The following is a 25,407-nucleotide window of genomic DNA, read 5'->3' on the forward strand; positions in this document are numbered from 1 at the left end:
AGCCTAGCCCGCCATCGACGAGAAGCGGTCGATGACGCCCAGCAGCCGCTCGCCGCCCCAGATCAGGCCGCCGACCACCATCAGCGTTCCCTGCCAGATCCCCATCGGCCGGTGGGTGACGCGGTAGTCGCCGTCGGCGTCCCACGGGGCGACGCGCTTGTCTTCCAGGGTCTCCTTGCCCTGCCACATGGTGTAGAGGCAGATCAGCGGCGCGCCGAGGCCCATGCCGAACACCGCCACCCGGGCCTCGCGCTTGATCGACTGGATCAGGCTGAGGCGGTTGCCGTCGGCGCGGACCACGCGCACCCCGAACAGCCACTTGCCGAGGCTGCCGCCGCTGAGCGCCATCGAAACGGCCACGAACGGCGCGGCCAGCAGCACCGAGACCGGCCCGGCGATCAGCCGGCCGACGATGTCCAGGTCGAACAGGCCGAGGAACTGCTCGGTGAGCACGGGGGCGAAGAGGCCGCCGAAGCCGCCGACCAGCACGATGCCGAGCATGCCGAACACGAAGGTGTCGACCGCGCGGGCGAAATAGCGCCGCCAGGGCTGGGGCGAGGCGTCGGTCCACGGATGCGGCTTGCGGGCGGCAGGCGCCGTCTCGGGCGCGGCCGTTTCCGGCGTGGCCTCGGGCGTGGGCGTGGGTTCGAGTTCGGGCGCGGCGCCCGCGGTGATGTCGGTCATGTGCAAAGCCCCCGATACGCGAAGAATTCCCGAGCCCCCTCGGGAGGCGCCACCATGGACCGCCGCGCGAGCGGGCTCAACCTTGGGGGCGGTTGGGGGCGGGGGATCAGGGCGTCCACGAGGGAGGCGCGGCGCCTTGCGGATCCGCGCGGCTCGCCTGCTCGCGCAGGCGCCTGTATTCTGCGGACTGCTTGAAGGCCGCCATGCGGGCGACCAGCTCGGCCTTCAGGCCCTCCATCCTGGCCTTGGTCCAGATCACGCCGTCGGCGTCGGGCAGGCCGCGCTTGCGGTGCGGACGGGCGGGGAGGGGATTGCGGCGGTTGGACATGGGCTCGTCTCCTTCCGTTGTTCGGGGTCGCCGCCGCGAAGACCCCCTCAGTCGCTCCGCGACAGCTCCCCCAGAGGGGGAGCATCTACCGAGCTGGATCCTCCCCCTTTGGGGGAGGTGGCCCGGAGGGCCGGAGGGGGTCTGCACGGACTGACACGCGGCTTCGCGCTCACGCGGAAAACCGCTGAGGGAATGGAGAGGGCGCGGGGCGTCCGGACCGCGTCCGGAGCTTTGTGTTGTTTACCGTTTCGACGAAGCCATGACGCCCCGCGCGATCGTTTGACCTCAGGCCGGGGCGCGCGGGCCTCTTCCGCCCTTCACCCCTTCCACCGCGCAGGCTCCCCGTTTCTTGACGGCCGGGAGGCGCGTATGGCGCGGACCCTCGGGCGGGCGGGAGCCTATTGCAGGCAAGCCCCCGATAGGCGGGTTTACGTCCCCCGCCCTCCGTTCAAGCCCCGCCGGCCCGGCTCACGCCGCTCCAGGAGGCCCCGCTCGATCGCATCCCCTCGCACGCATCGGGCCGGATCCTAGCGCCCTCTCCCCGCGACGGGATGGAGAAGATTATGCGGGCGGTTTGGAGCTGTCGGATGGGAAACGTGTGTTTTTGTGTAGGGCGTTGATTGGGTTGGGGTTTGTACGGCGATGGTTGGGGATTGGGGAGTCGATTTTGCCTTTGTAGGTTTTCGGAGATGCCAGCTGCCGGCTTTCGGCGGTATCCCCCACCCTCGTTCTGCCAACGTCTTTTCCAAAACGAGGAGGGGGGGCGTCCGTAGGAACTTTTACGAGTTAAGATTGATGAATTCAGTGGGTAGCGTGGTCAGTCCATATCCTTGGATAGTTCTGCTTGCCGTTCGCTATTTTTGAACAAATTTCCCGGGTATCCATCGGGGAATTTTTCCTCAACTAGCTTATATAGGTCGTCGAATTTGCTATCTAGAATGGCTGGTATTATTTCTAAAAATTTATCATCAATTTCATCTATAGAATATTCCTTTTCTATAAATCGAAAAACCTGAAACAGGAGGAATCTATTGGCATGGATGGCGACTAGGCGCTCTCTACCTTCCAGATTCTTAGCCTTAGATTCAAGTGAACTGTCCACAATTCGGCTTATGCGAACTGTTTTCCAGAGCCATTCAGCTGATGTGTTTTCGTTGAAAAGCTTCGTATATGGCTCTTTTTTTGTGCTTTCCCAAAGTCCACTAATGTATCTCTTGGCGGATACGGCTAAGCGCAACTCGCCTGAAGCGCAGGCGGATGCGACGGTGGCTTCCCGGACTGTAAATCCTGTCTCTGGGGCGGGGTCTTTATCCCCTCTCCGGTATGTATATACCAATCCAAGTTGGCTCGCTTCACGTCGAATCCGATCTTGGTGGGGGTCTGCGGCCACGAAGTCAATTGGGCTTAGATCATTTTGAGTATTGTTGGCGGTTGTAACGTCTGTTGAGAAATTCTCTGGCGTATTTGATAGTGATATAATCCTGAGGTGAACGAATACTTCGTTAAGATTTGCTCCTTCAGACTTTGCGCGTGCTAATGATGATATGGTTTGTGCGCCGTTTATGACGCTTATCTTTTTTACATCAAATACGCCGCTGTCTGTGTTGTTTCCGCCGACCGGCTGCTTTGTTATTTCATCGCATATGGCGGTGACGCCGTTATTGAAATACCAAAAATGATTAGGGTCTTCGCTTGCTGTTTGCCTAATTCCGTCATTCACTTCAGATTTTTCGATTCCGAAGCGCAAATTCTCCGCGAATAACTTTTCTTTATTGTCATCGGCCCATGTCACCAATTCCGTTCCGGCAATGGCGCCGTAGACGGACTTGTATGGACGTTCGAAAATTCCCCAGTTTTTGAGCATGAGGGAAAGATTGATATTTTCTGGGCGAGTGCGGGAGCGTGCTGTTTCTCTGGCTTCTTTCAGGGTAAATTCAGTGAATGAAATTAATTCGCCATATTTATTGGCTTCGGATAGATATTCGTCTTTTGCTCTGATAATGTCGTCGGATAGGCCGTTTTCGCTGTTGTGGCAGAATATAAGTACAATTTCTGTATCTATGTCTTTCAGTAATAGTTCAATTTTGCTGCGCTGTGTGTGCAGGTCGCTATTTTTTTCATCCCACACAAGGTTAACTAGTCTTTTTACGCCATCTCGAAATCGCGTGAAGTCCGGTAGTTTGACTCCGTTGCGGGTGTTGTTGAACCATTTTGATTGGACAAGAAATATTTTTCTATGCCCTTCACTTACATATATAGCGTCTATACCGTCATCATTGCCTCCGTCAGTAATTGACTGAGCGGCATCCGATACGTTCGCGTCAGACATGTTAAGTAGTGTCAGGGCTGCGTAGGAGCGAGTTAAAAATCTGTTCTCTACATCGGCGTCGTTCATTCCGCCTTGCTTCAAAACAATAACAAGGTCATCAAATATCTGATGGAGGCGCCCTGCTATTTGCTCGGAAATAATCTGAGATTGGTGGCGTTTCTCATTGTCCGAGGCATTGCTGGACATCTAAAATACCTTCGATGTTGTTGTCTGCGTTTTGCACCTTACGAGTGTGCCGCATTCGCTGTCCAGCTATTGCGAGGCGCCTTTGGCGGCCGGCTTCGCCTCGATGATACCCGTTCCCCCAATGCCTGTGCGTCTGATGCTTTAGGGGCAATTGTCGCCCCCCTACCGCCGCCCCTTCCGAAACGCCTCCGCCTGCTCCGCCCGGTGCTCCGCCCGCACGCGCTTCGGCGCCGACTTGTCCACCGCCTCCCCAGCCCCCGTCAGGATCTCGTTGGCGAACTCCAGGTCCAGCAGCTTCATGCGCTTGATCTCGTCGCGCAGGCGGGCGGCCGTCTCGAACTCCAGGTTGGCGGCGGCTTCGCGCATCTTGGCTTCGAGGTCGCGGAGGGCGGACTTGAAGTTGTCGCCGCTGAAGGGCTTTTCGGCGCCGGAGGCGTCGCTGACGCCCATGGGCGCCAGGACGCGGTCGCCGCGCTCGTAGGGGCTGGCGAGGATGTCCTTGATGTCGCGCTTGACGCTCTCGGGCGTGATGCCGTGCTCGATGTTGTAGGCGTTCTGCTTGTCGCGGCGGCGGGTGGTCTCGGCCATGGCCCGCTCCATGCTGCCGGTGATCCGGTCGGCGTAGAGGATGACCTTGCCGTCGACGTTGCGGGCCGCGCGGCCGATGGTCTGCACCAGGGAGGTCTCCGAGCGCAGGAAGCCTTCCTTGTCGGCGTCGAGGATGGCGACCAGGCCGCATTCGGGGATGTCGAGGCCCTCGCGCAGCAGGTTGATGCCGACCAGCACGTCGAAATTGCCCAGGCGCAGGTCGCGGATGATCTCGATGCGCTCCAGAGTATCAACGTCCGAGTGCATGTAGCGGACGCGGATCCCCTGCTCGTTGAGATATTCGGTCAGGTCCTCGGCCATCTTCTTGGTCAGGACGGTGACCAGGGTGCGGTAGCCCTTCTGGATGGTCTGGCGGATCTCGTCGACGACGTCGTCGACCTGTGAGGCGCCGTCCTTGGAGACCGGGCGCACCTCGACCGGCGGGTCGATCAGGCCGGTGGGGCGGATGACCTGCTCGGCGAAGACGCCGCCGGCCCGCTCCAGCTCCCAGTTGGCGGGGGTGGCCGAGACGTGCACCGACTGGGGACGCATGGCGTCCCATTCCTCGAACTTGAGGGGGCGGTTATCGAGGGCCGAGGGCAGGCGGAAGCCGAACTCGGCCAGGGTCCATTTGCGGTTGCGGTCGCCCTTGTACATGGCGCCGATCTGCGGAACCGTCTGGTGGCTCTCGTCGGTGAAGAGGAGGGCGTTGTCGGGGATGTATTCGAAGAAGGTCGGCGGCGGCTCGCCGGGCTGGCGGCCCGAGAGATAGCGGCTGTAGTTCTCGATGCCGGCGCAGGAGCCGGTGGTCTCGATCATCTCCAGGTCGAAGGTGGTGCGCTGCTCCAGGCGCTGGGCCTCCAGGAGCTTGCCGTTGGCGGTCAGCCACTCCAGGCGTTCCTTCAGCTCCTTGCGGATCTCGATGATCGCCTGGCGCAGGGTGGGGCGCGGGGTGACGTGGTGGCTGTTGGCGTAGACCTTGATGGTCTCCAGCTCGGCGGTCTTCCTGCCGGTCAGGGTGTCGAATTCCGACAGGGCCTCGACCTCGTCGCCGAACAGGGTGACGCGCCAGGCGCGGTCCTCGTAGTGGGCGGGGAAGATCTCGATGGTGTCGCCGCGGCGGCGGAAGGTCCCGCGCTCGAAGGCGGCGTCGTTGCGCTTGTACTGCTGGGCCACCAGGTCGGCCATCAGCTGCTTCTCGTCGACCCGGTCGCCCACCGTCAGGGTGAAGGTCATGGCGGTGTAGGTCTCGACCGAGCCGATGCCGTAGATGCACGACACCGAGGCCACGACGATGACGTCGTCGCGCTCCAGGATCGCCCGCGTCGCCGAGTGGCGCATGCGGTCGATCTGCTCGTTGATGGAGCTGTCCTTCTCGATATAGGTGTCGGTGCGCGGGACGTAGGCTTCGGGCTGGTAGTAGTCGTAGTAGCTGACGAAGTACTCGACCGCGTTCTCTGGGAAGAAGGCCTTCATCTCGCTGTAGAGCTGGGCCGCCAGGGTCTTGTTGGGGGCCAGGATCAGCGCCGGGCGCTGGGTGGCCTCGATGACCTTGGCCATGGTGAAGGTCTTGCCCGAGCCGGTGACGCCGAGCAGCACCTGGTCCTGGTCGTTGTTCTCGATGCCCTCGACCAGCTCCTTGATGGCGGTCGGCTGGTCGCCGGCCGGCTCGTAGGACGACACCAGCTTGAAGGTCTTGCCGCCTTCCGACTTCTCCGGCCGGGCCGGGCGGTGGGGCGTCCACAGCATCGGCATGCCCTCGGCCCCCATGGCTTCTCCCATGGCCTCTGGGGAGGCGTCGAGCACGAAGGGCGTCGAGGCGTCGGAGACGCCGGGGTTCTGGCTGCTGGGCATGGGCCAAATCTAGGGGCGCGGAGGCCTCAAGGCCAGGGGTCCTGCTGACAGGCCCTGTCAGCAGGCTGGCGGCAGGTGGCGGGAGAGGCTCAGACGCCGCCGTCGTAGGGGCCGGCCAGGGGCAGATCCAGCGTCCGGCCGTACTTGCGCAGCGTCGCCCGCACCTCGGGCCGGGCCAGCAGGGCGGCGCGCAGGGCGTTCAGCTCCTTCGAGCCCGGGCTGATCACCGGCGGCTGGCGGCCGGTGCGGAAGGCGTTGAGGGCTTCGCGGCGCATTTCCGGATCGTCCAGGCGTTCGACCATCAGGGCGGCGGCCTCGTCCTGGCGGCCCAGGCACAGCAGGGCGGTGGACAGGGCCGCGGCCTCCTGGCGGCGATCCTTGCGCAGGGCGGGCAGCTCGCGCTCGCCGGCCGCCTTGTCGCCCAGGTGGACGTTGGCGCAGGCCCGCAGCGCGCGCGCCCACTGCAGCCCGACGATGCGGGCGTTGGCCATGTCGGCGTCGGCCAGCACCTTCAGCGCCTGGGCGTCGCGGCCGGCGTCGACCAGCAGGCCGGCGCGGGCGAGGTGCTGGCTGATCCTGTCCTCGCCGACCGAGGCGACCATCTGGGCGTCGGCCGCATCGATCTGGCCCAGATCGGCCAGGATCTGGGCGTAGCTGGTCAGCAGCCAGGGGCGCTGGTCGTCTAGATCGTCGAAGCGCTCGCCGCGGGCCAGACGGGCGGCGTAGTCGGCGCCGAGGGCGCGCGCCTCCTCCCAGCGGCCGAGGACCCGCAGCGTGTCGATGCGGTCGACGACGCGGTCGAGGCGGCCGGGCTCGCGGCGGGACTGCTCCTCGCCGCGGGCCAGCTGGGCCTCGACCAGCTTGATCCAGTCGAAGCGGCCGGCGGCCTGCATGTCGGGCCAGAGCGGCGCGAAGCGCAGGTCCTGGGCGACGGCGGCCAGGACGGCGACGTCGGAGGCGCGGTCGAGCACGGCGGCGGCGCGGGTCATGTCGCCGGCGTCGGCGGCCAGCTCGGCGCGCCTCAGGGCCCAGCCGTTGTCGACCAGGCGATGGCCGTCCTCGGTGGGCCATTCCAGACCGCGCAGCAGGTCCAGCGCGCGGGCCTGGCCGGCGGGATCGGTCTTCAGGTCGGAGACCGCCTGGTTGAAGCTGTCGGGCGGGAAGGCGGCCAGGCGCGTCGGGTCGAGGGCGGCGACCCGCTGCATGGCGCGCAGCTGGCCCGCGCCGTCCTCGTGGTCGGCGGCGTCGATCATCAGCACGATGTTGGCCTGGACGACCAGCGGCGGGGCGGCGTCGTCGCGGTCGAGGAGGCGGGCGGCGGCGGTCGCCCGGGCGTCGTACCCCCGGCAGACCAGGACGTCGAACAGCAGCGCGTCGCGGCGCGGGGCGTCGAGCCTGGCGAAGTCCTTGCGGGCGACCAGGGCGTCGATCTGGTCGGCCAGGGCGGCGGGGCAACCGGCGTCGTCCGGCAGGGCGGTGATCCGGGCCAGGAGCGCATCGGCGTCGGCGGTCAGGCCGGCCGACGGGGCTTTGGCGGCCGAGGCGGGCGAAGCCGCCGCCAGCGCCATGGCGACGCCCGCGGCCAGGGCGGCCAGGTCGAATTTCCGGATCATGCGAAGCCCCCGCGTTACTGACGGCTCAGAAATCACGGCGCCGTTCGCGCCGCAACGCCGGGGACAACATTCTGGCGTGCGAGCTTGGCTTTTCGCCCTTGGCGAGCGTCGCGATATCTGATTACAAATGTAGTATTAAGCTTGGGAGCCGGTCATGCGCCGCGTCTGGATCGCCGTTTTCGCCGTCGCCTTGATCAGTGGAGGCGCCGTCCAGGCGGGGCCGGCCGCCAATCCCACGCTGACCGCGAAGATCTACAACGGCGGCGATCCGGACGCGCCGGCCAGGGCCCTGAAGCTGTCACGGCTGAAGGTGGAGGTGGTGCTGGTTGGGGGTCTGGCCAGGACCACGGTCGAGGCGCGGTTCGACAATCCGACCAAGCAGGCGCTGGAAGGCGACTTCACCCTGGCCCTGCCGGCCGGGGCCGTGGTCGACGGCTACGCCCTCGACGTCGACGGGCGGATGGTCGACGGGGTGCTGACCGGCAAGCGCCAGGCCAGGGAGGTCTACGAGAACCGCGTGCGGGCCGGGATCGACCCGGGCCTGGCCGAGGTGACCGACGACGGGGCGTTCCACACGCGGGTGTTCCCGGTTCTGCCGGGATCCGGGCGGACGATCCGCCTGTCCTATGTGGCGCCGCTGGCCGCCGATGGGTCGTTCAGCCTGCCGCTGGCCTCGGACCAGCCGGTGGGCGAGGCGGCGGTGAAGGTGACGATCGCCGGGGCGGCCGAGCGTCCGGCCGTGACCGCGCCGGCGGGCCTGGCCCTGGCCTGGAGCGACGGCCCCGAGGGCGCGACCGCCGTGGGCGAGGCCAAGGGCGTGAGCCTGGACGGCGCCCTGGCCGTGGGGGCGTGGCGCGCGGCCTCGCCGCTGGAGCTGAGCCGCCATGCGAGCGGCGAGCGCTTCTTCGAGCTGCGGCTGCCCTATGACGCCAGGGCGGCGACGGTGCGGAGCCTGCGGATCTACTGGGACCGCTCGCGCTCGCGCCGCGACGACGACCTGGCCGGCGAGATCGCGCTGCTGGCCCGCTATGTCGACGCCGCGCGGCCGGCCGGCGTCGAACTGGTGACCTTCGCCAGCGACGGGGCCAGGGCGACGCGGCTTTCGGCGCCGACGGGCGAGGCCCTGGCCGCGGCGCTGCGCGGCGTCAGCTACGGCGGGGCGACCACGCTGGAGGGGGTGTTCGCGGCCGGGCGGGAGCCGGCCGACACCTGCGTCTTCGTGTCGGACGGCCGCATGACCCTGGGCGCGTGGACGGCCAGGCCGCCGCCCTGCCGGACCTTTTCCCTGTCGAGCGCCAGGGACGCCGACCGCAACCTCCTGGGCGTGCTGGCGACGCGCGGCGGCGGCCAGCACGTGGACCTGACGGCGGTGAACCCGGAGGCGGCCCTGGCGCGGCTGACCAGCGCCGGGGCCCCGGCCTTCACCCTGGCCACGGCCGACGGCCAGGCGGTGGAGAGCCGGCTGATCGCCGGGCCGGCCGGCCGCTGGCAGATCGTCGGCAAGACGCCGGCCGGGGACCTGGTCTTCACCGGCGCCGACGGGACGCGGCGGACCTTGCCGCTGGCCGGCCTGCCGGTGCGGACTTTCGACGGCGCGGGGGCGCTGTGGGGGCGCGAGGCGATCGCTGATCTGCTGGCTGCCGACCGCCCCGACCGCGACGAGGCCCTGGCCCTGGCGCGGCGCTACAACGTGGCCAGCGGCGAGGCCAGCTTCGTGGTGCTGGAGAACGCTCAGGACTATGTCGACGCCGGGGTCGCGCCGCCCGCCTCGGCCGGCGAGGCGATCATCGCGGCCTGGCGCGAGGGCATGGCCGACAAGAAGCAGGGCGACACCCTGGCCGCCGCCGAGCGCCTGGACCGGATGGTCGCGGCCTGGGCGGCGCAGAAGACCTGGTGGGCGAGCAAGCCGAGCGGCAAGCCGAAGAAGACGTGGGCGCCGCCGGCCATGTATGTGCCGGTCCCGCCGCCGGCGATGTCGGCGCCCGCGCCGCCGCCTCCGCAGCCGGCCCACGGGTTCATGGAGGCCCGGGCGCCGGCCGCGAACGCCGAGGCGGATTCGGTCGCCGAAAGCATCGTGGTGGCCGGGACGCGGGCCGGGCCGACCATCGCCATCCAGGCGGCCGAGTGGAATCCCGACCGGCCCTATCTGAAGGCGCTGGCGGCGGCCAAGACGCCGGAGGCCTGGGCCGAGCGGTTCGCGGCGCTGGAGAAGACCGACGGCGACGCGCCGGCCTTCTATTTCGACGTCGCCGAGCAGGCGTTCCGCGCCGGCCGCCGCGAGCAGGCGATCGCCGTGGCGGTCAACGCCGTGGACCTGCCGTCTTCGGGCGTGAAGACCCTGGCCATTCTGGCCGACCGGCTGGCGCGCTACGGCGATCTCGACCGGGCGATCTGGCTGCAGGAGCGGATCCTGTTCCTGGAGCCCGACCGGCCGCAGCCGCGGCGCGACCTGGCTCTGGCCCTGATCGCGCGTGGCGAGGCCCGAAAGGGCGCGGCGCGCGAGGCCGACTGGCGGCGGGCGCTGGGCTTGCTGAACGCGGTGATCGTCAAGCCGTGGAACGGCGCCTATGACGGCATCGAGATGGCGGCGCTGATGGAGGCCAACGCCCTGGTCGCCCGCATGGCGGCCCAGGGCATGAAGCAGGACGTGCTGGATCCGCGCCTGACGGCCCTGCTCGACGTCGATATCCGCGTGGTGCTGGAGTGGAACACCGACCACAGCGACATGGACCTGTGGGTGGACGAGCCGACCGGTGAACGGGCGATCTACGACAATCCGGCGACCGGCATCGGCGGGCGGCTGTCGAACGACATGACCGCCGGCTATGGCCCCGAGGAGTATCTGCTGCGCCGGGCGCCGGCGGGCCAGTACGTGGTGCGGGCCAATGTCTTCGCCCCCGACCGGCTGGATCCCAACGGACCGACCGTGGTGCGGGTGCGGCTGTTCCGCCACTGGGGCCGGCCGGACCAGGCCGAGGAGCGGTTCGAGATCGAGCTGAAGGCTGGCCAGAACGGCGAGGCGCGGCTGGGCAGCTTCCAGGTGGGGCCGGTTGCGGGAAGGAAGAAGAAGTAGGGGGCGAAAGGGAGGTCGCCCGACGCCAGTCCCTAGATCCGTGTTCCCCGCGAAGGCGGGGATCCAAGCTGACTTTCAGGATGAGGCGCAGTCGTCGAAAGACCCGCCGGCTCGGCTTGGATCCCCGCCTTCGCGGGGATGCTCGGTGAAAAATTACTCAGGAAGCTTGCTCAAGCCTCAGCCGCAGCTCTCGCGCGGACGGTCCGAGCGGATGACGCAGAGGATCTTGTTGCCCCGGGTGTCGCCGTAGCGGGCGCGGACCTTGCCGGAGAACTGGTCCCACTTGGCGCGGGTGTCCTGGGCGGCGACGCGCATGGCCTTGTCGTAGCCGCCGCGGCTCGTGCCGGCGGTGTCCTTGTTCAGGTAGTCGTGCTTGACCCGGCCGCGGCAACTGGCCCACTCGGGAAAGCCGTAGCAGCCGGTGATCAGGCCGGCCGGGACCTGGGCGGGCAGGCTGGGGCCGAGCCAGTCTGCGGGGCCGTTGTTGTTGAGGCCTGGCGGGTTCTCGACGGTGGGCTTGGGACGCGGGGCGTCGACCCAGTTGCTGTGCGAGTAGAAGTCCTGCGAGGCGTGCAGGGCCAGGCCGAGATATTCCAGGGTCCGGCACTTGGGCGAGCCCTTCTCGCCGTCGAACGGGCAGTCCGAGCCGGTGGTGGTGTCGCCGTAGGAGAGGTCGGGACGAACCAGGTCGCCCGCGCGGAGCAGGGCCTGGTCGAGGTTGCTGTACATCAGGCTGCGACAGGCGCGCAGGGCGGCGTTGGCCTGGGACAGGCTCTGGGCGTAGCCGGGCCTGTCGAACCAGTCGCCGTCGTCGCAATGGGCCTGGGAGACGCTGATCAGGCCGCGGCCGGGACGGTCGGGGGCGCCGACGGCGCCGAAGGTTCCGTTCTTGCCGGCCAGCAGGTCGAGGGTGGCGGCGCCGAAGCCGGCGCCGCCCAGGCCCGTGCGGGTGATGCGCTCGTGCTCGGCGTTCTGGCCGAGGCTGCGGATCGTGCCGAAGGCCAGGGCCTGTGGCGCGAGGGCGAGCGTCGCGACGGCGAGTCCGGCGACGACGAGCCGCGCGGGTGTGAGTCTGTGCATGGCCAAGGCCCCCTGGTTGAACAATCAGGAGTCACAAAAGCACAGATTCGCTCTATGCGGGTGTGGCGAATGTCACAGGCGCTCCAGGGTGGCGGGATCGTCCCTGCCGCCGAAGTACTTGTCGAGGGCGGCGCGGAAGCGGGCTTCGCCGGGCGCGGCGGCGGCGAACAGGGTCAGGCTGGAGCGCAGCTTGAGGTCGTCGGGCGAGCCGAACACGGCGTGGGCGTCGTTTCCGGGCAGGGCGAGGATGGCGTCGACGACCTCGGCCAGCCGCGCGCCCAGCACCGGATGGGCGAGATAGGCGCGGGCCTCGTCGAGGCCCGCGACCGCATAGAACCGGGCCGTCGAACTGCGGCCCAGGCCTTCGACCTGCGGGAAGACGAACCACATCCAATGGCTGCGCTTGGCGCCGGCGCGCAGCTCGGCCAGGGCGGCGGCGTAGGTGCTCGCCTGGGCGTCGACGAAGCGCTGGAGGTCGTGGGCCATGGCGAGAGTTTGGGCCGGGTGAGGGCGTTTGTCTCGCGCCCGCGTGCCGCCGGACCGTCAGCCGCCGTATTCGCCGCCCAGGTCGACGGAGAGCGCGCGGCCGACCTTGTCCAGGGCCTCCTTGACCTCGGGGCGGGTCTTCAGGGCGCCCTGGCGGCGCAGGTAGGCCGGCCGGGTCGGCTCGGCGGCCTTGGCGGCGGGCGACTTCTGGCCATGGCGGAACCAGGCGAGCGCGTCGCCCCGCAAGGCCGGGTCCTGCAGCCAGCGGACGAGAACGGCGGCCGCCTCGTCGTCGCGTTCGAGGCAGGCCAGGCCTTCGATCGTCGCGCCGGGAGCGTCGCGCCAGTTCGATTGCAGCCCGGGTAGTTCGGCCTCGGCTTCCGGCCGCCGGTCGAGCATGGCCAGGGCGCACAGCTTGTTGCTGGCGACGACCATGCGGCCGTAGGCCGTGCCGTAGTCCGGAGGAACCTGCTCGATCGCCTCCAGGGCCTGGGCCGGATGTCCGAGGGTCAGCTGCAGGGCGGCGCGGTTGACGTTCTGGCTGATCTTGTCCTGCCCCTGGGCGCCTTCGGCCAGGGCCTGGTCGGCGGGCGAGCGCTCGCCCAGGGCGCTGAGCACGCCGGCGTAGGCGTAGAGCACCCAGGCCTTCTGTTCGGCCTGATCGTCGAAGGCGTCCTTGCGCCGCATGCGGGCCATGTAGTCGACCCCGACGGCGCGGGCCTCGTCATAGCGCTGGAGATTGTGCAGGGCCTGGATGCGCTGGACGACGAGCTCCAGGCGGCGCGGTTCGCGGCGGATGCGTTCGTCGATCCCGGCCAGGCGGGCGGTCTCCAGGGCGCGCCAGTCGAAGCGGCCGGCCGCGGCCATGTCCGGCCACAGGGGCTCGAAGCGGCGGTCCTGGTAGACGGCCATCAGGGTCGGCAGTTCGGTGGCCCGGGACAGGACGGCGGCGGCGCGGGTCATGTCGCCCGCGTCGGCGGCGAAGGTCGCCTCGCGCAGGGCCCAGCGGTTGTCGACGGCCTGGTGGGCGTCCTCGGTGGTCCAGGGCGCGCGGCGCAGGACCGAGACGAAGGCGCCGGCGGCGGCCGGGTCGTCGGTCAGCCCGGTCAGAGACCAGTCGAACAGTTGGACCGGCGCCCGGGTGAGCAGCTCCGGGCTGGTCTCGAGCACGATCTGGACATTGGCCGCCATGTCGGCGGGCGCGCCGCGGCGGCTGGCGTCGATCACCAGGGCCAGGGCCGCCTGAGCGCGGACCTCCGGGCGCACCGCCACCCCGAGCAGCCGTCGCGCCGTCGCGATGACGGCGGGGGGATCCTTGGCCTTTTGCTGGCAGCCGAGCTCGGCGAACAGCAGGCTCTCGCGACGGTCGGCCGCGAGGCGATCGAAGTCGGGATCGTCGATCACGGTTTGCAGGCGTTGGGCGAGGTCGCCCTCGCAGGCGCGGAGCCGGGCGCCTTGCAGTCCGGCGAGGAGCGCCTCGCTGCGCGCCCGCAGGGCCGCTTCGTCGGCCCGGGCGGCGGATCCCACAGACAGTCCCGCGGCCAAGGCCGCCCCCAGGATCGAAACGCGTCTCATCGAAAGCCCCCAACTTAAGCGGGACCTTAAGACCACGACGCCCTTCGCGCCGCAACGCCGGGCGCCGACGGTCGGGGCCGTGATCGCTCCGCTCCTCGCACATTACGAAAGATTCAGCGAACGGCGGTTGCGTGCAAATCTACTGTGTGACACACAGTGTGTATCACACACTATGTGCTGCACACCATGCGGCGCACACCAAGACAGGAAGGCTCATGCCGACCGATACCGACATCTTCGAATCCCTGCGCCAGGAGCTGCGTCGCGGGACGCTGATCCTGGCCGTGCTGGCCCAGCTGAAGGTCGAGCGCTACGGCTACAGCCTGCGCCAGGCCCTTTCGGAAGTGGGCCTGGAGATCGACGAAGGCGCGCTCTACCCGATGCTGCGCCGGCTCGAGGGCCAGGGCCTGCTGACCTCCGAATGGCGCGAGGAGGAGAAGCGCAAGAAGCGCTTCTACCGCCTGTCGCCCGAGGGCGAAGCCGTACTGACCCGCCTGGCCGCCGAGTGGCGCGCCATCAACGACACCCTGCAAAACCTGATCTGAGGGGATCCCACATGGACCTGCTCGACCGCTATCTCGGCGCCGTGGGCGCCCTGCTGCCCAAGGCGCAACGCGAGGACATCGTCGCCGAACTGCGCGACGTGCTGCTCAACCGCATCGAGGAAAAGGAGGAGGCCAAGGGCGCTCCCCTGACCGACAAGGAGCGCGAGGCGGTGCTCAAGGACTTCGGCCATCCGCTGGCCGTGGCCGGCCGCTACGGCCCGCAGCAGAGCCTGATCGGCCCGACGCTCTATCCGTTCTACGTCTTCGCCCTGAAGCTGGCGGTGGCCCTGGCGGCGATCGTCACCGTCGTGCCGGCGGTGGTGGTCGCCCTGCTGGGCCGGGGCGAGGCGCTGGACGTGACGCTGGACGCCCTGACCCACGACTTCCCGCGCTCGGCCCTGATGCTGGCGGGGCTGGTGACCCTGGTCGCCGCCGGCATCGAGCGCGGCTGGGTGCCGCTGACCGGCCTGACCGACTGGAACGTCCGCGACCTGCCGCAGCTGACCCGCAAGAAGGGGATGTTCGAGGCGCGCTTCGAGGCCCTGTTCGAGGTGGTCGCCACGGCGCTGTTCATCCTGTGGTGGACGGGGCTGTGGCGGGTGGACCTGACCGGGGCCGTGACCCTGAAAGGCGCGATCGCCCTGACGCCGTCGCCGGTGTGGGCCACCCTCTACTGGCCGATCCTGGTCTGGGCGGGCTTGAGCCTGGTCGCCTCGCTGATCGCCCTGGTCCGGCCGGGCCTGGTGCGGGCGCGGGCGGTGTTCGACCTGCTGACGGCCATCGGCGGCATGGTCCTGACCACCCTGCTGTGGAAGTCTCTGCCGCTGTTTTCCCTGACGCCGGTGACCGCTACGGCCAAGGACGTGGGCCAGCTGCAGCACATGGTCGACACCGGCTTCCACATCGGGATGTTCGTGGCCGGGATCATCTTCGCCTGCCAGATCGGCGCGGCCCTGTGGCGCCTCTACAAGGGCGCTCGCTGAAACGACCGCGCGGGGACGGATCTTCCAGGGTCTTGATGACACGGAATTAATCCGTCCCCGGTTGCCCCGCCTGACGTGGGCATTTACGCCTTCGCCCCAGCTGTTTTGGGCGCGGCATGGTCGCGCCCGGACGTAAGGATCGAGCCCGCCCTTGGGGGAGGGGCTCCAGGGAAGGGGACTCTCTCTTGCAAAACCGCCGCGAACTTCTGCTGTCGACCGTGGCCGCCGGCCTCGCCGCCGCCGCCGCGCCCTCGCTGGGCTTCGCCCAGCCGGCGTCCAACGCCGGTGAAGCCGCCAAGCTGAACGCCTTCTTCGACGACGCCATGGCCAAGCTGCTGCGCCAGGCCCCCGAACTGGCGACGGGCCTCGGTCTCGACAGCGGCGACCTGGCCTGGACCAAGGGCCTGCTGAGCGACCGCTCGTTCGAGGCGATCGCCGCCGGCTCGGCCCAGACGACGGCGCAACTGGCCCAGCTGCGCTCGATCGACCGCAAGGCGCTGAGCGGCATGGACGCCGTCAACTACGACACCGTCGAGTTCACCCTGGCGGTGCAGGACGAGGGCAATCGCAAGTTCAGCTACGCCGGCGGCGGTTCGGGCGCGCCCTACATCCTCAGCCAGCTGACCGGCGCCTACCAGTCGATGCCCGACTTCCTCGACACCCAGCACAGCATCGAGACCAAGGCCGACGCCGACGCCTACCTGCAGCGCATGGAAGGCTTCGCCCGACTGATGGATCAGGAGACCCTGATCGCCAAGAAGGACTACGCCGACGGCGTGATCCCGCCGGACTTCGTCATCGACAAGGCCCTGGTGCAGATGAAGGCCTTCGCCGACACGCCCACGGCTGACGCGCCGCTGGTCAAGTCGGTGGCCCGCCGCACCAAGGAAAAGAAGATCGACGGCGACTGGGCCGGCGAGGCTTCGAAGGTCTACGAGAACTCGGTGCTGCCGGCCCTGAAGCGCCAGATCGCCCTGCTGGAAAGCGTGCGCCCGAAGGCCACCCACGACGCCGGCGTGTGGCGCCTGAAGGACGGCGGCGACTACTACGCCGTGTCGCTGAAGAACTACACGACCGCGACCATGAGCCCGGACGACATCCACCAGCTGGGCCTGGATTTGGTGAAGTCGATCTCGGTCGAGGCCGACAAGCTGTTCAAGTCGATCGGCATGTCCAAGGGCACGGTCGGCGAGCGGATGGCCGAGCTGGGCAAGGACATCTACGAGAACACCGACGCGGCCAAGGAACAGCTGATCGCCGACCTGAACGTCAAGGCCAAGTGGATCGAGAAGCAGCTGCCGGCCTATTTCGGCGCCCTGCCGAAGGCTGAACTCGAGATCCGTCGCGTGCCCAAGGCCATCGAGGCCGGCGCGCCGGGCGGCTACTACAACTCGCCTTCGCTCGACGGCAAGCGCCCGGGGATCTACTGGATCAACCTGCGCGACACCAAGGAGCAGGCCAAGTACACCCTGACCACCCTGACGGTGCACGAAGGCGTTCCGGGCCACCACCTGCAGCTGTCGCTGTCGAACGAGGCGCAAGGCCTGCCGATGATCCGCAAGGTGATCGGCTTCTCGGGCTACGCCGAGGGCTGGGCGCTCTATTCCGAGCAGCTGGCCGTCGAGATGGGCATCTACAAGGGCGACCCGCGCGGCCACATCGGCATGCTGCACGACGCCCTGTTCCGCGCCGTCCGCCTCGTGGTCGACAGCGGCATGCACTACAAGAAGTGGAGCCGCGAACAGGCCGTCAAGTACATGTCCGAGACCATGGGCGACGAGGAAAGCGGCACGATCACCGAGATCGAACGCTACGTCGTGTGGCCGGGCCAGGCCTGCTCGTACATGCTGGGCAAGATCACCTGGCTGCGGGCCCGCGAGCGCGCCAAGAAGGAACTGGGCAAGAAGTTCGACATCAAGAAGTTCCACGACGCGGGCCTGCTGTCGGGCATGACCCCGCTGACCGTGCTGGACCGCGTGGTCGACGACTACATCGCCGCGACCAAGGCCGGGAAGTAAGGCTCGGGCTTCTTCGGAAGGTTCGAGGAGGGGGGAGCGCCTGCGAGGGCGCTACCCTTTTTCGTTGGGGGGGCTCCTGGTTCGCCACCCCACCCGTGAAATCCCCGCGAAGGCGGGGACCCAAGCTGACGTTCCGGATGTGGCGCGGCCGTGGACGACCCGCTGACTCGGCTTGGGTCCCCGCCTTCGCGGGGATGCTCGGTGAAAAAATGGCTCCCGTAACCTAGGCCTAGAAATCCGTAGACGCGCTCAAGTCCGCCCAGCGTTCCAGCTCGGCCGCGCGGCGGGCGCTGGCGGCGCGGATGGCGGCGAGGGCGTCGGAGCCGAGGGGCAGGCGCAGGGGCGGCGCGTCCATCGCGGCCAGCTGCAGGATGGCCTGGGCGGCCCGCGCCGGATCGCCGGGCTGGCGGCCGTGGTACTGGGCCTGCATCCGCGCGGCGGCGCCGACGACGGCGTCGTACTCGGCCCGGCCGGCGGCCAGGGTGGTCGAGGACCCTGCGAAGTCGGTGCGAAAGCCGCCCGGCTCGACGATCGTCACCTTCACCCCGACTTGGGCCATCTCCTGGGCCAGGACTTCGGAGAAGCCCTCGATCGCCCACTTGGCGGCCGAATAGGCCGCGCGGCCGGGGGCGCCCAGGCGTCCGCCCACCGACGACAGCTGGATGAAGTGGCCAAAGCCCTGCTCGCGCAGCAGCGGGATCGCCGCCTTGGTGACGTTGATCGCGCCGAACAGGTTGGCGTCGATCTGCTTGCGGAAGTCGTCGAGTGACGTGTCCTCCACCGAGCCGATGTCGCCGTAGCCGGCGTTGTTGACGACGACGTCGAGGCCGCCGAAGTCGCGCGCCGCCAGGGCGACGGCGCGCTCGGCCGCTTCGGGATCGGTGACGTCGAGGGCGGCCAGGCGAACGGCGTCGCCGTACTGCTCGGCGAGGTCGGCCAGGGCGGCCGGATCGCGGGCGGTGGCGACGACGCGCTGGCCGGCCTCGAGCGCGGCCTTGGCCAGGGCCCGGCCAAGGCCGCGCGAGGCGCCGGTGATCAGCCATCTGCGGGACATGGCGGTTCTCCTTTCAGGCCCGGCTCAGCGGGCCGCGGTCTCGATCAGGGCCGAGACGGCGTGCGGGTGCGAGATCATCACCACGTGCGAGGCGCCGGGCACGGTGACGACCTGGCGGGCGTGGGCGCGCTTCGCCATCCAGGCCATGGCGGCCGGCGGGATGTTGCGGTCAGCCTCGCCATAGACCCACCAGGAGGGGATGGTCTTCCAGGCCGTCGCCACGGCCTTCTCGGCGCCGGCGGCGTCGGTCAGGGGGCGCTGGGCGATCGCCATCAGCCGGGCCTTGGCCAGCGGCACGTCGGCGGCGAACTGGGCCGGGAACTTGTCTTGCTGGATGTAGAGGTCGTGGGCGCCGCCGGGCAGGTCGACCGGCTTGTCGAGGGCCTCACCCAGCGTGCCGCCCGGGAACTTGCCGGCCAGGTCGAAGGTGCTTTCGCCGACCTCGGGCGCGAAGGCGGCGACATAGACGAGGCCCTTGACGTTGGGCGCGCCGTCGGCGGCGGCCGAGATCACCGTGCCGCCGTAGGAGTGGCCGACCAGCACCACCGGGCCGGGGATCGAATTGATCACCGTGCGCACGGCGGCGGCGTCGGAGGCCGCGCCGCGCAGCGGGTTGGCGGCGGCCACCACGTGGTAGCCGTCGCGGGTCAGGTCGGCGACCACGCCGTCCCAGCTGCTGGAGTCGGCGAAGGCGCCGTGCACCAGCACGATGGTCGGCTTGGCGGCGGGCGGGGCGGCTTGGGCGGCGACGCCCGTGAGGCTGAAAGCCAGGGCGAAGGCGAGGGCGGTCTTGGACATGGGAGGTCTCCTGGAGGCGTGGGGAAGGGCGGTCAGCCGAAGGTGAAGACGTAGGCGCGGGCGCCGGGGTCGAGGAACTCGATCTGGAAGGTGCGGTCGGTGATGGAGCCGGCCTGGCGGATCAGCTGGTGCATGCGGGGGCGGTCGATCACGCCCGAGCCGTCGGCGGCGACGTCCCAGCCGTGATCCTTGCCGGGCGCGGCGCCGTCGAGCGTGACGCGGAAGCGCACCGGCCGATCGGACGGGGCCAGCACCATGTGCAGGTCGCGGGCGTGGAAGCGGTGGACGAGGCCGGCGGCCGGGGCGGCGGAGGTGGCGAACTCGCGGCCCGCCGTCCACTCGCCGGTCAGGCCCCAGCCGTTCAGCGGCAGGCGGTCGGGCGCCTTGTAGAGGTGGCTGTGGTCGGGGAGCAGGCCGCCCGGCGAGACGCAGGCCTGGGCCTGGCCATAGCCGACATAGCTTTCGCCCGAGCCGAGGTCGTTCCAGTCGGCGGCCGCCTCGGGACCGCGCCCTATGGCCGATGTCGGGCCGGTGGGAACGGCGGGGCCGGGGATCTGCGCCAGCAGCTCCTGGATCCGGCGGTCGCAGGCGTCATAGCCGCCTTCGCCGTCGATATGGCCGCGCGGGCGGCCGTCGGCGCCGATGAAGTGGAACGACGGCCAGGCGTTGTTGCCAAAGGCGCTCCAGATCCGTCGCTCGCTGTCGAGCACGACGGGGAAGTCGACGTCGAGATCAGTGAGCGCCCGGCGCACATTGGCGGTGTCGGCCTCGAAGGCGAACTCGGGGGTGTGGACGCCGACGATCGCCAGGCGCTCGCCATAGCGGGCCCGCCAGGCGCGCAGGTAAGGCAGGGCGCGCAGGCTGTTGATGCAGGAATAGGTCCAGAAGCAGACCACGACGACCTTGCCGTTCAGGGCGGCGGCGTCGAGCGGTGGGCTGTTGAGCCAGGGTCCCGACAGGCGCAGGGCATTGAGCGCCGGCGAGGGCTCCAGCGCCCGGGCCAGGGCCTGGCGGGCCGGCGGCAGGGCCAGCACGCCGCCCAGCGACAGGGCGCTAAGGCCGGCGGCCTTCAGCCAGGCGCGGCGCGACAGCGGGTTCGGATCGGCCATGGCGATGGCTCCTTCTCCGGTAAGCGTCAGGCCCAGCGGGCGACGTCGAGGACGGCCTTGGCGAAGGCCTGGGGCGCTTCCTGCGGCAGGTTGTGGCCGACGCCGCCGCCGATCAGGCGGTGCTCGTAGCGGCCCTTGAACTTGCCGGCGTAGGCGGCGGGGGCGGGGTGGGGCGCGGCGTTGGCGTCGCCTTCCATCGTGATGGTCGGGACGGTGATGACGGGGGCCTGGGCGAGTTTCGCCTCCATCGCGTCGAAGCGGGTTTCGCCCTGGGCCAAACCCAGCCGCCAGCGGTAGTTGTGGATCGTGATGGTCACGTGGTCGGGATTGGCCAGCGAGGCGGCCGAGCGGGCGAAGGTGGCGTCGTCGAAGGCCCATTTGGGCGAGGCGGTCTTCCAGATCAGCCGGGCGAAGGCGTCGGTGTTCTGGGCGTAGCCCTTCGCGCCGCGCTCGGTGGCGAAATAGAACTGGTACCACCAGGAAAGCTCGGCCTGCGGCGGCAGCGGGGCGGCGTTGGCCTGCTGGCTGCCGATCAGGTAGCCGCTGACGCTGACCAGGGCCTGGCAGCGCCCGGGCCACAGGGCCGCGACGATGTCGGCGGTGCGCGCGCCCCAGTCGAAGCCGGCGATCACGGCCTTGGGGATGTTCAGCGCGTCCATCAGGGCGATGACGTCGGCCGCCAGGGCGGCCTGCTGGCCGTTGCGGGGCGTCGCCTCCGAGCGGAAGCGGGTCGTTCCGTAGCCGCGCAGATGCGGGACGATCACCCGCTTGCCGGCCGCCGCCAGGATCGGGGCTACTTCGGCGAAGGCGTGGATGTCGTATGGCCAGCCGTGCAGCAGGATCACCGGGGCGCCGTCGGCGGGGCCCTGCTCGGCGTAGCCGACCACGAGGTCGCCAGCCTCGACCTGGCGCAGGGTCCAGCCCGGCTGGGCGGGCGCGGCGCGGGCGGAGGAGGCGGCCAGGGCGGTGAGGGCGGCGGCTCCGCCCAGGACGGCGGCGGCCTGGAACAGGCGGCGACGGCGAAGATCGATGGCGGGCTGGGCGGACATGAGGGCTCTCCGGTTGGGCGGCGAGAGTGGCGCGGACGGGCGGACGGGGATTGGCGGCGGCGATCGTGATTTGGACCGGCTGGAAGCGGCGAGGCGGGCCGATGGGGCGGGGAAGGGGATCGGCCCGCCGGCCGGATCAGATCAGGTTCAGCTCGACGTCGATGTTGCCGCGCACGGCCTTGGAGTAGGGGCAGGTCTGGTGGGCGGCCTCGACCAAGGCGCGGGCCGTCTCGGGCGCCAGGCCCGGCAGGCTGACATTGAGGCGGGCGCGCAGCACGAAGCCTTCGCCGGCCTTGGCCAGGTCGACCTCGGCGTCGATCGCCACGTCGGCGGGCAGGGCGACGCCCTGGGCGTGGGCGGCCAGGCCGAGCGCGCCGATGAAGCAGGCCGACCAGCCGGCGGCGAACAGCTGCTCGGGATTGGTCCCGGGGCCGGCGCTTCCAGGGCGCGACAGGCGCACGTCCAGCTTGCCGTCGGTGCTGCGGGCCGCGCCGTCGCGGCCGCCGGTGACGTGGGTGGCGCCGGTGTAGAGGACGGCGTCGATCGGGGTGGTCATGGCGTTTTCCTTTTCAATCGGATCCGATGTAATCGGTACCGATCTCATAAATCCGAGTTCGAGCGCGTGTCAACCTTCCGATTTAATCGGATCCGATTTATATTCGCGACGTCTGACCCGATCCCGCTTCCAGAAGGCCGCCATGACGACGCCAGAGACGCCTCCCGCCGCCGAGAAGAAGGCCCCGCGCCTCGCCGATTTCCTGTGCTTCGCGGTCTATTCGGCCAACCTGGCCTATGGCCGGGCCTACAAGCCGATCCTCGACGAACTGGGCGTGACCTACACCCAGTGGATCATCATCGTGGCGCTGTGGGAGGAGGACGGCCAGAGCGTCAAGAGCCTGGGCGACAAGCTGTTCCTGGAGTCCAACACCCTGACCCCGATCCTCAAGAAGCTGGAGAGCTTGGGCTATCTGACCCGCCGCCGCGATCCCGCCGACGAGCGCCAGGTGATCGTCAGCCTGACCGAGACGGGGCGGGCTTTGCGCGAGAAGGGCGGCCAGAAGACCCTGGTCAAGGCCACGGGCCTGGCGCCGGAGGAGTTCGCCCAGGTGCAGAAGACGATCACGCGGGTGCGCGACAACCTGATCAAGCACGCCAACGACGGGTGAGGTTTTTCGGCCTCAAAATTCCCGTCATTCCCGCCCTGGAACCGGGGACCTCCACCGCTACCGACAACCCGTCAAGAAGCGGACGGATCTTATGTCGGCAGAGGGTGGTTTGCGGTCACCGAAACCCTCTCTCTAAGAGAGAGGGCGCGCTGCATCTGATGTCCTCTTAGTTTCACACCCGTCACGGACCGTCGGAACATTCCATCGTGGACTGGCGGTCTAAGGCCGCGCTCCCCGGACAAGGCGCGGGCGGCGCGTTCAATTAAGGTTCAGCTTGACTGGCGCCTACCTGTGGTGGAACGGCCAAGCCGTTCGGGCCAGCAACGAAACGGGGGGTTTTGTGGACAGTACGAGGCGCGCGCACCTGCAAGGTCTGGCAGGCGCTATGGGGCTGGCCGCCGCCGGCCAAGCATTTGCCGCCGACCCACGCTTTTACGGAACCTGGACGGCGGTCGTCGATCCAGGGAAGGTGCCGCAGACCATGCGGCTGCTTATCGACGCAAAGGGCGCGGTCTTTCAGATCAGCAGCTTCAACCAGGGAGACGCGAGTTTTCCCGGCGGACAGGTCACTGTCGATGGCGAGAAGGTCAGGATCGGCATCGCGCCTCTCAAGCTGACCATCGAAGGCGTGCTGAAAGACGACCGCCATATGGACGCGGTGATCAACCAAGGCGCACCGGTCGAGCTGCGTTTTACCAGGGGCCAGGTCGCCGACAGCATTTCGGAGCGGAAGTGGCCGCTGCTGACCAAGGATCTTCTTGAGGCGCAGCGGGGGCTCGCGGGGGCGCCCGGCATCGGCGCGGCCTGGGCGCGCGGGGCCAGGTCGGCGATTTTGGTGGCTGGCTCTCGCTCCAGTGAGGCGCAGATTCCCATTCGGGCTCAGGATCAGTGGCACTGGGGTTCAATTGGCAAGTCGATGACCGCGACGCTCTGCGCCCGCTTGGTGGATGCCGGCGTACTGTCGTGGGACATGATGGTCGGTCAGATCCTCACCACGGAGGGTTATTCGGTTCCTCAGGCCTACAGCGACGCGACCTTGGTGCACCTGCTCAGTCACCGCGCGGGTTTGCAGCGCGACATCGGCGACACTGGCGGGGTGGTCTTCAGTCAGGACTTGGCCGACGCCCGCGCCGAGCGGTTGCAGTATGCCCGCTTCGCCCTTGCTCAAAAGCCGGTGGGGCCGCTGGGCGCCCAGCACTTCTACAGCAATACAAGCTTCGTCGTCGCCGGCGCGATGCTGGAGAAGGTCACGGGAAAGTCCTGGGAGACCCTGATCCAGAGGGAGGTCTTCCACCCGCTCGGTATTCAACGTGCGGGACAGGGCGCGCCGGGCGTGCGCGGGCGGATAATCCAGCCCATCGGCCATCTGGTGACCAACGGCAAGCGCGTGCCCCATCCACCGGGAGGTCTCGACGCCGACAATGTCGCCGCCATGGGCCCGGTCGGCCGCGTGCATATGCCGATGGCGGATATGCTGGTTTATTTGAGCGCGCACCGAGATCGCCCGACGACATTCCTCAAGGCGGCCACCTGGACCAAGCTCCACACACCTTCCTTCGGCGCCAACGACGCCCTGGGCTGGTTCACCAGCGAAGACGGCCGGCTTTTTCATACGGGCTCGAACACGCTGTGGCGGGCCGAGGTCCTGGTCGACCCGAGAGCCGGGTTCGTCTGCGCGACCTGCGCCAACGATGCGACGCCCGAGACCGCGCGGGTGGTGGAAGAGGTGCTCTTGTCGGCGCGGGCGGCCGCTCTTGCCTAAGAGAAATAGGGGCGGGCCGCCCCGGCCGTCGATGGATGTCCCCGCCACAGGGGCTGGAATGACGGGAGGCGGGGGCGTGCGCACCTGAGGCCCGCGGTGGAAGGGATCGAGGTTCGCCGGCTGGCGGTGAAGCCTCTCACCCTCCCACCGCTGCGCGGCGGGCCCCTCCCTCTCTCTCAGAGAGAGGGATTCTCCTTACTTCTTCGGCGGGCGGGCCGCCTGGACTTCGATCTCGACCAGCATGCCGTCGGCGACGAGGGCCGAGACCTGGCTGGTGATGCGGGAGGGCTTGTTGGGCTGTTCGGCGGTGCCGAAGAAGGTCTTGTAGCCTTCCATCATGCCGGCGAAGTCCATCTTGCCGTCCTTGGCCGGGTCGCCGACTAGCAGGACGCGCATCATGACCACGTCCGACAGGGTCGCGCCCTGGCTCTTGAGGGCGTCTTCCAGGCGCTTGATGACGCCGATGGTCTGGGTCTTGGTGTCGCCGAACTTGGCGACGCCGGTGGCGGCGGCGTCGACGACCGGCGGGGTCATGCCGCTGACATAGATGGTGTCGTAGCCGGCCGGCACGGTGACGACGCTGGCGATGGCCGACTTGGGGTCGCCGCCGCGGACGATCCCCTGGGCGTGCGCCGCGAGCGGAGCGGCGAAGGCGGCGGCGCCGAGCAGGGCGAGGGCGAGGCGTTTCATGGGCGTCTCCTTATCGGTTTCTGGGATCAGTGGGCCTGCAGGCCGCGGGCCTTGGCCTTGGCGTTCGACTGGGCGCGGACGCTGGAGATGTCGGCGAAGCTGACGGGCTTGCCCTTGTTGCCCCAGGCGCCGCGTACGTAGTTGAGGATGCCGGTCAGCTCGGCGTCGGACAGGTCGTCCTTGAACGAGGGCATGCCGGCCCGGCCGTTGATCACGACGGCGGCCATGAGCTTGCCGTCGCCCTGGACGATCGGCGCGCCGGCCAGGGCCGGGAAGGCGCCTTTGACCCCCTTGCCGGTGACCTGGTGGCAGGCCGAGCAGTTGTCGGCGTAGAGGCTCTGGCCGGTCGGCGGCGCGGCGAGGGCGGCGGACGCGCCCAGGGCCAGCGGAGCGGCGGCCAGGGCGGCGATGATGGCGTTGCGAAGCATCAAGTCTCC

21 protein-coding genes are annotated in these 25,407 nt (G+C 68.7%); 6 read left to right on the forward strand and 15 right to left on the reverse strand.

The window, feature by feature from the left end; genetic code table 11:
• Positions 1-3: 3 nt before the first annotated feature.
• The 5 genes from AC2YHT_RS08560 to AC2YHT_RS08580 form a co-directional block, all read right to left on the reverse strand.
• On the reverse strand, positions 4-684 hold the full coding sequence (locus tag AC2YHT_RS08560; RefSeq protein WP_487289175.1) for an RDD family protein: 681 nt from the start codon (positions 682-684) through the stop codon (positions 4-6).
• A gap of 106 nt (positions 685-790) precedes the next feature.
• Positions 791-1,012, reverse strand: coding sequence for a hypothetical protein (locus AC2YHT_RS08565; RefSeq protein WP_487289176.1), 222 nt, complete (start codon positions 1,010-1,012; stop codon positions 791-793).
• Positions 1,013-1,829: 817 nt separating this feature from the next.
• Positions 1,830-3,527, reverse strand: coding sequence for an AIPR family protein (locus AC2YHT_RS08570; RefSeq protein WP_487289177.1), 1,698 nt, complete (start codon positions 3,525-3,527; stop codon positions 1,830-1,832).
• 162 nt (positions 3,528-3,689) lie between these two features.
• Positions 3,690-5,969 carry an excinuclease ABC subunit UvrB gene (uvrB, locus tag AC2YHT_RS08575; RefSeq protein WP_487289178.1) on the reverse strand — a complete coding sequence of 760 codons (2,280 nt, stop codon included), beginning with the start codon at positions 5,967-5,969 and terminating at the stop codon, positions 3,690-3,692.
• 89 nt (positions 5,970-6,058) lie between these two features.
• Complete coding sequence (locus AC2YHT_RS08580; RefSeq protein ID WP_487289179.1) at positions 6,059-7,582, reverse strand: tetratricopeptide repeat protein; 1,524 nt, start codon at positions 7,580-7,582, stop codon at positions 6,059-6,061.
• 154 nt (positions 7,583-7,736) lie between these two features.
• Here AC2YHT_RS08580 and AC2YHT_RS08585 point away from each other — a divergent pair, with 154 nt between their 5' ends.
• Positions 7,737-10,655 carry a DUF2135 domain-containing protein gene (locus AC2YHT_RS08585; RefSeq protein WP_487289181.1) on the forward strand — a complete coding sequence of 973 codons (2,919 nt, stop codon included), beginning with the start codon at positions 7,737-7,739 and terminating at the stop codon, positions 10,653-10,655.
• Between the two features lie 177 nt (positions 10,656-10,832).
• Here the strand turns inward: AC2YHT_RS08585 and AC2YHT_RS08590 are convergent, their stop codons facing one another.
• The 3 genes from AC2YHT_RS08590 to AC2YHT_RS08600 form a co-directional block, all read right to left on the reverse strand.
• Positions 10,833-11,735, reverse strand: coding sequence for a hypothetical protein (locus AC2YHT_RS08590; RefSeq protein WP_487289182.1), 903 nt, complete (start codon positions 11,733-11,735; stop codon positions 10,833-10,835).
• Positions 11,736-11,807: 72 nt separating this feature from the next.
• Entirely contained in the window at positions 11,808-12,221 is a 414-nt protein-coding gene (locus tag AC2YHT_RS08595; protein ID WP_487289183.1) for a DUF1810 domain-containing protein, read from the reverse strand.
• A 57-nt stretch (positions 12,222-12,278) separates the two neighbouring features.
• A complete protein-coding gene (locus tag AC2YHT_RS08600; protein WP_487289184.1) occupies positions 12,279-13,796 on the reverse strand; it encodes a hypothetical protein in 1,518 nt (505 codons plus the stop codon).
• A 215-nt stretch (positions 13,797-14,011) separates the two neighbouring features.
• Here AC2YHT_RS08600 and AC2YHT_RS08605 point away from each other — a divergent pair, with 215 nt between their 5' ends.
• The 3 genes from AC2YHT_RS08605 to AC2YHT_RS08615 all read left to right on the forward strand — a co-directional run bounded on the left by AC2YHT_RS08605 (position 14,012) and on the right by AC2YHT_RS08615 (position 17,342).
• Positions 14,012-14,341, forward strand: a complete 330-nt coding sequence (locus tag AC2YHT_RS08605; RefSeq protein WP_110118688.1) for a PadR family transcriptional regulator — start codon at positions 14,012-14,014, stop codon at positions 14,339-14,341.
• Positions 14,342-14,352: 11 nt separating this feature from the next.
• Complete coding sequence (locus AC2YHT_RS08610; protein ID WP_487289185.1) at positions 14,353-15,324, forward strand: HAAS signaling domain-containing protein; 972 nt, start codon at positions 14,353-14,355, stop codon at positions 15,322-15,324.
• A 185-nt stretch (positions 15,325-15,509) separates the two neighbouring features.
• Positions 15,510-17,342 carry a DUF885 domain-containing protein gene (locus tag AC2YHT_RS08615; protein WP_487289187.1) on the forward strand — a complete coding sequence of 611 codons (1,833 nt, stop codon included), beginning with the start codon at positions 15,510-15,512 and terminating at the stop codon, positions 17,340-17,342.
• A gap of 229 nt (positions 17,343-17,571) precedes the next feature.
• Here AC2YHT_RS08615 and AC2YHT_RS08620 read toward each other — a convergent pair whose 3' ends face one another.
• The 5 genes from AC2YHT_RS08620 to AC2YHT_RS08640 all read right to left on the reverse strand — a co-directional run bounded on the left by AC2YHT_RS08620 (position 17,572) and on the right by AC2YHT_RS08640 (position 21,908).
• Complete coding sequence (locus AC2YHT_RS08620) at positions 17,572-18,396, reverse strand: oxidoreductase (protein WP_487289188.1); 825 nt, start codon at positions 18,394-18,396, stop codon at positions 17,572-17,574.
• A 24-nt stretch (positions 18,397-18,420) separates the two neighbouring features.
• Positions 18,421-19,194, reverse strand: coding sequence for an alpha/beta fold hydrolase (locus AC2YHT_RS08625; RefSeq protein ID WP_487289189.1), 774 nt, complete (start codon positions 19,192-19,194; stop codon positions 18,421-18,423).
• Between the two features lie 32 nt (positions 19,195-19,226).
• The gene (locus tag AC2YHT_RS08630; protein ID WP_487289190.1) at positions 19,227-20,303 is read right to left on the reverse strand and encodes a hypothetical protein; all 1,077 of its coding nucleotides are present in this window, start codon (positions 20,301-20,303) and stop codon (positions 19,227-19,229) included.
• Positions 20,304-20,329: 26 nt separating this feature from the next.
• Positions 20,330-21,352, reverse strand: coding sequence for an alpha/beta fold hydrolase (locus AC2YHT_RS08635; protein ID WP_487289191.1), 1,023 nt, complete (start codon positions 21,350-21,352; stop codon positions 20,330-20,332).
• Between the two features lie 136 nt (positions 21,353-21,488).
• Positions 21,489-21,908 (reverse strand): organic hydroperoxide resistance protein, encoded by a 420-nt coding sequence (locus AC2YHT_RS08640; RefSeq protein WP_487289193.1) that lies wholly within the window; start codon positions 21,906-21,908, stop codon positions 21,489-21,491.
• Positions 21,909-22,050: 142 nt separating this feature from the next.
• On the opposite strand from AC2YHT_RS08640, the gene AC2YHT_RS08645 reads away from it, so the two are divergent.
• Positions 22,051-22,518, forward strand: coding sequence for a MarR family winged helix-turn-helix transcriptional regulator (locus tag AC2YHT_RS08645; RefSeq protein WP_487289194.1), 468 nt, complete (start codon positions 22,051-22,053; stop codon positions 22,516-22,518).
• Positions 22,519-22,792: 274 nt separating this feature from the next.
• Positions 22,793-24,280, forward strand: coding sequence for a serine hydrolase domain-containing protein (locus AC2YHT_RS08650; protein WP_487289195.1), 1,488 nt, complete (start codon positions 22,793-22,795; stop codon positions 24,278-24,280).
• 195 nt (positions 24,281-24,475) lie between these two features.
• Here AC2YHT_RS08650 and AC2YHT_RS08655 read toward each other — a convergent pair whose 3' ends face one another.
• Together AC2YHT_RS08655 and AC2YHT_RS08660 are read right to left on the reverse strand one after the other, a co-directional pair.
• Entirely contained in the window at positions 24,476-24,970 is a 495-nt protein-coding gene (locus AC2YHT_RS08655) for a RidA family protein (RefSeq protein ID WP_487289197.1), read from the reverse strand.
• Positions 24,971-24,996: 26 nt separating this feature from the next.
• Positions 24,997-25,398: a c-type cytochrome gene (locus AC2YHT_RS08660; protein WP_110118707.1), complete on the reverse strand. Its 402-nt coding sequence runs from the start codon at positions 25,396-25,398 to the stop codon at positions 24,997-24,999.
• Between the last annotated feature and the right edge of the window lie 9 nt (positions 25,399-25,407).

It is taken from the genome of Caulobacter sp. SRI_008, from assembly GCF_057586355.1.

What these genes read in the sequence shown, in the direction of transcription:
- AC2YHT_RS08605 (WP_110118688.1), top strand. Translation starts at nt 14,012, where the DNA reads ATGCCGACCGATACCGACATCTTCGAATCCCTGCGCCAGGAGCTGCGT.
- AC2YHT_RS08595 (WP_487289183.1), bottom strand. Translation starts at nt 12,221, where the DNA reads ATGGCCCACGACCTCCAGCGCTTCGTCGACGCCCAGGCGAGCACCTAC.
- AC2YHT_RS08600 (WP_487289184.1), bottom strand. Translation starts at nt 13,796, where the DNA reads ATGAGACGCGTTTCGATCCTGGGGGCGGCCTTGGCCGCGGGACTGTCT.
- uvrB (WP_487289178.1), bottom strand. Translation starts at nt 5,969, where the DNA reads ATGCCCAGCAGCCAGAACCCCGGCGTCTCCGACGCCTCGACGCCCTTC.
- AC2YHT_RS08640 (WP_487289193.1), bottom strand. Translation starts at nt 21,908, where the DNA reads ATGACCACCCCGATCGACGCCGTCCTCTACACCGGCGCCACCCACGTC.
- AC2YHT_RS08635 (WP_487289191.1), bottom strand. Translation starts at nt 21,352, where the DNA reads ATGTCCGCCCAGCCCGCCATCGATCTTCGCCGTCGCCGCCTGTTCCAG.
- AC2YHT_RS08560 (WP_487289175.1), bottom strand. Translation starts at nt 684, where the DNA reads ATGACCGACATCACCGCGGGCGCCGCGCCCGAACTCGAACCCACGCCC.
- AC2YHT_RS08660 (WP_110118707.1), bottom strand. Translation starts at nt 25,398, where the DNA reads ATGCTTCGCAACGCCATCATCGCCGCCCTGGCCGCCGCTCCGCTGGCC.
- AC2YHT_RS08580 (WP_487289179.1), bottom strand. Translation starts at nt 7,582, where the DNA reads ATGATCCGGAAATTCGACCTGGCCGCCCTGGCCGCGGGCGTCGCCATG.
- AC2YHT_RS08585 (WP_487289181.1), top strand. Translation starts at nt 7,737, where the DNA reads ATGCGCCGCGTCTGGATCGCCGTTTTCGCCGTCGCCTTGATCAGTGGA.
- AC2YHT_RS08620 (WP_487289188.1), bottom strand. Translation starts at nt 18,396, where the DNA reads ATGTCCCGCAGATGGCTGATCACCGGCGCCTCGCGCGGCCTTGGCCGG.
- AC2YHT_RS08610 (WP_487289185.1), top strand. Translation starts at nt 14,353, where the DNA reads ATGGACCTGCTCGACCGCTATCTCGGCGCCGTGGGCGCCCTGCTGCCC.
- AC2YHT_RS08645 (WP_487289194.1), top strand. Translation starts at nt 22,051, where the DNA reads ATGACGACGCCAGAGACGCCTCCCGCCGCCGAGAAGAAGGCCCCGCGC.
- AC2YHT_RS08565 (WP_487289176.1), bottom strand. Translation starts at nt 1,012, where the DNA reads ATGTCCAACCGCCGCAATCCCCTCCCCGCCCGTCCGCACCGCAAGCGC.
- AC2YHT_RS08655 (WP_487289197.1), bottom strand. Translation starts at nt 24,970, where the DNA reads ATGAAACGCCTCGCCCTCGCCCTGCTCGGCGCCGCCGCCTTCGCCGCT.
- AC2YHT_RS08625 (WP_487289189.1), bottom strand. Translation starts at nt 19,194, where the DNA reads ATGTCCAAGACCGCCCTCGCCTTCGCCCTGGCTTTCAGCCTCACGGGC.
- AC2YHT_RS08570 (WP_487289177.1), bottom strand. Translation starts at nt 3,527, where the DNA reads ATGTCCAGCAATGCCTCGGACAATGAGAAACGCCACCAATCTCAGATT.
- AC2YHT_RS08590 (WP_487289182.1), bottom strand. Translation starts at nt 11,735, where the DNA reads ATGCACAGACTCACACCCGCGCGGCTCGTCGTCGCCGGACTCGCCGTC.
- AC2YHT_RS08630 (WP_487289190.1), bottom strand. Translation starts at nt 20,303, where the DNA reads ATGGCCGATCCGAACCCGCTGTCGCGCCGCGCCTGGCTGAAGGCCGCC.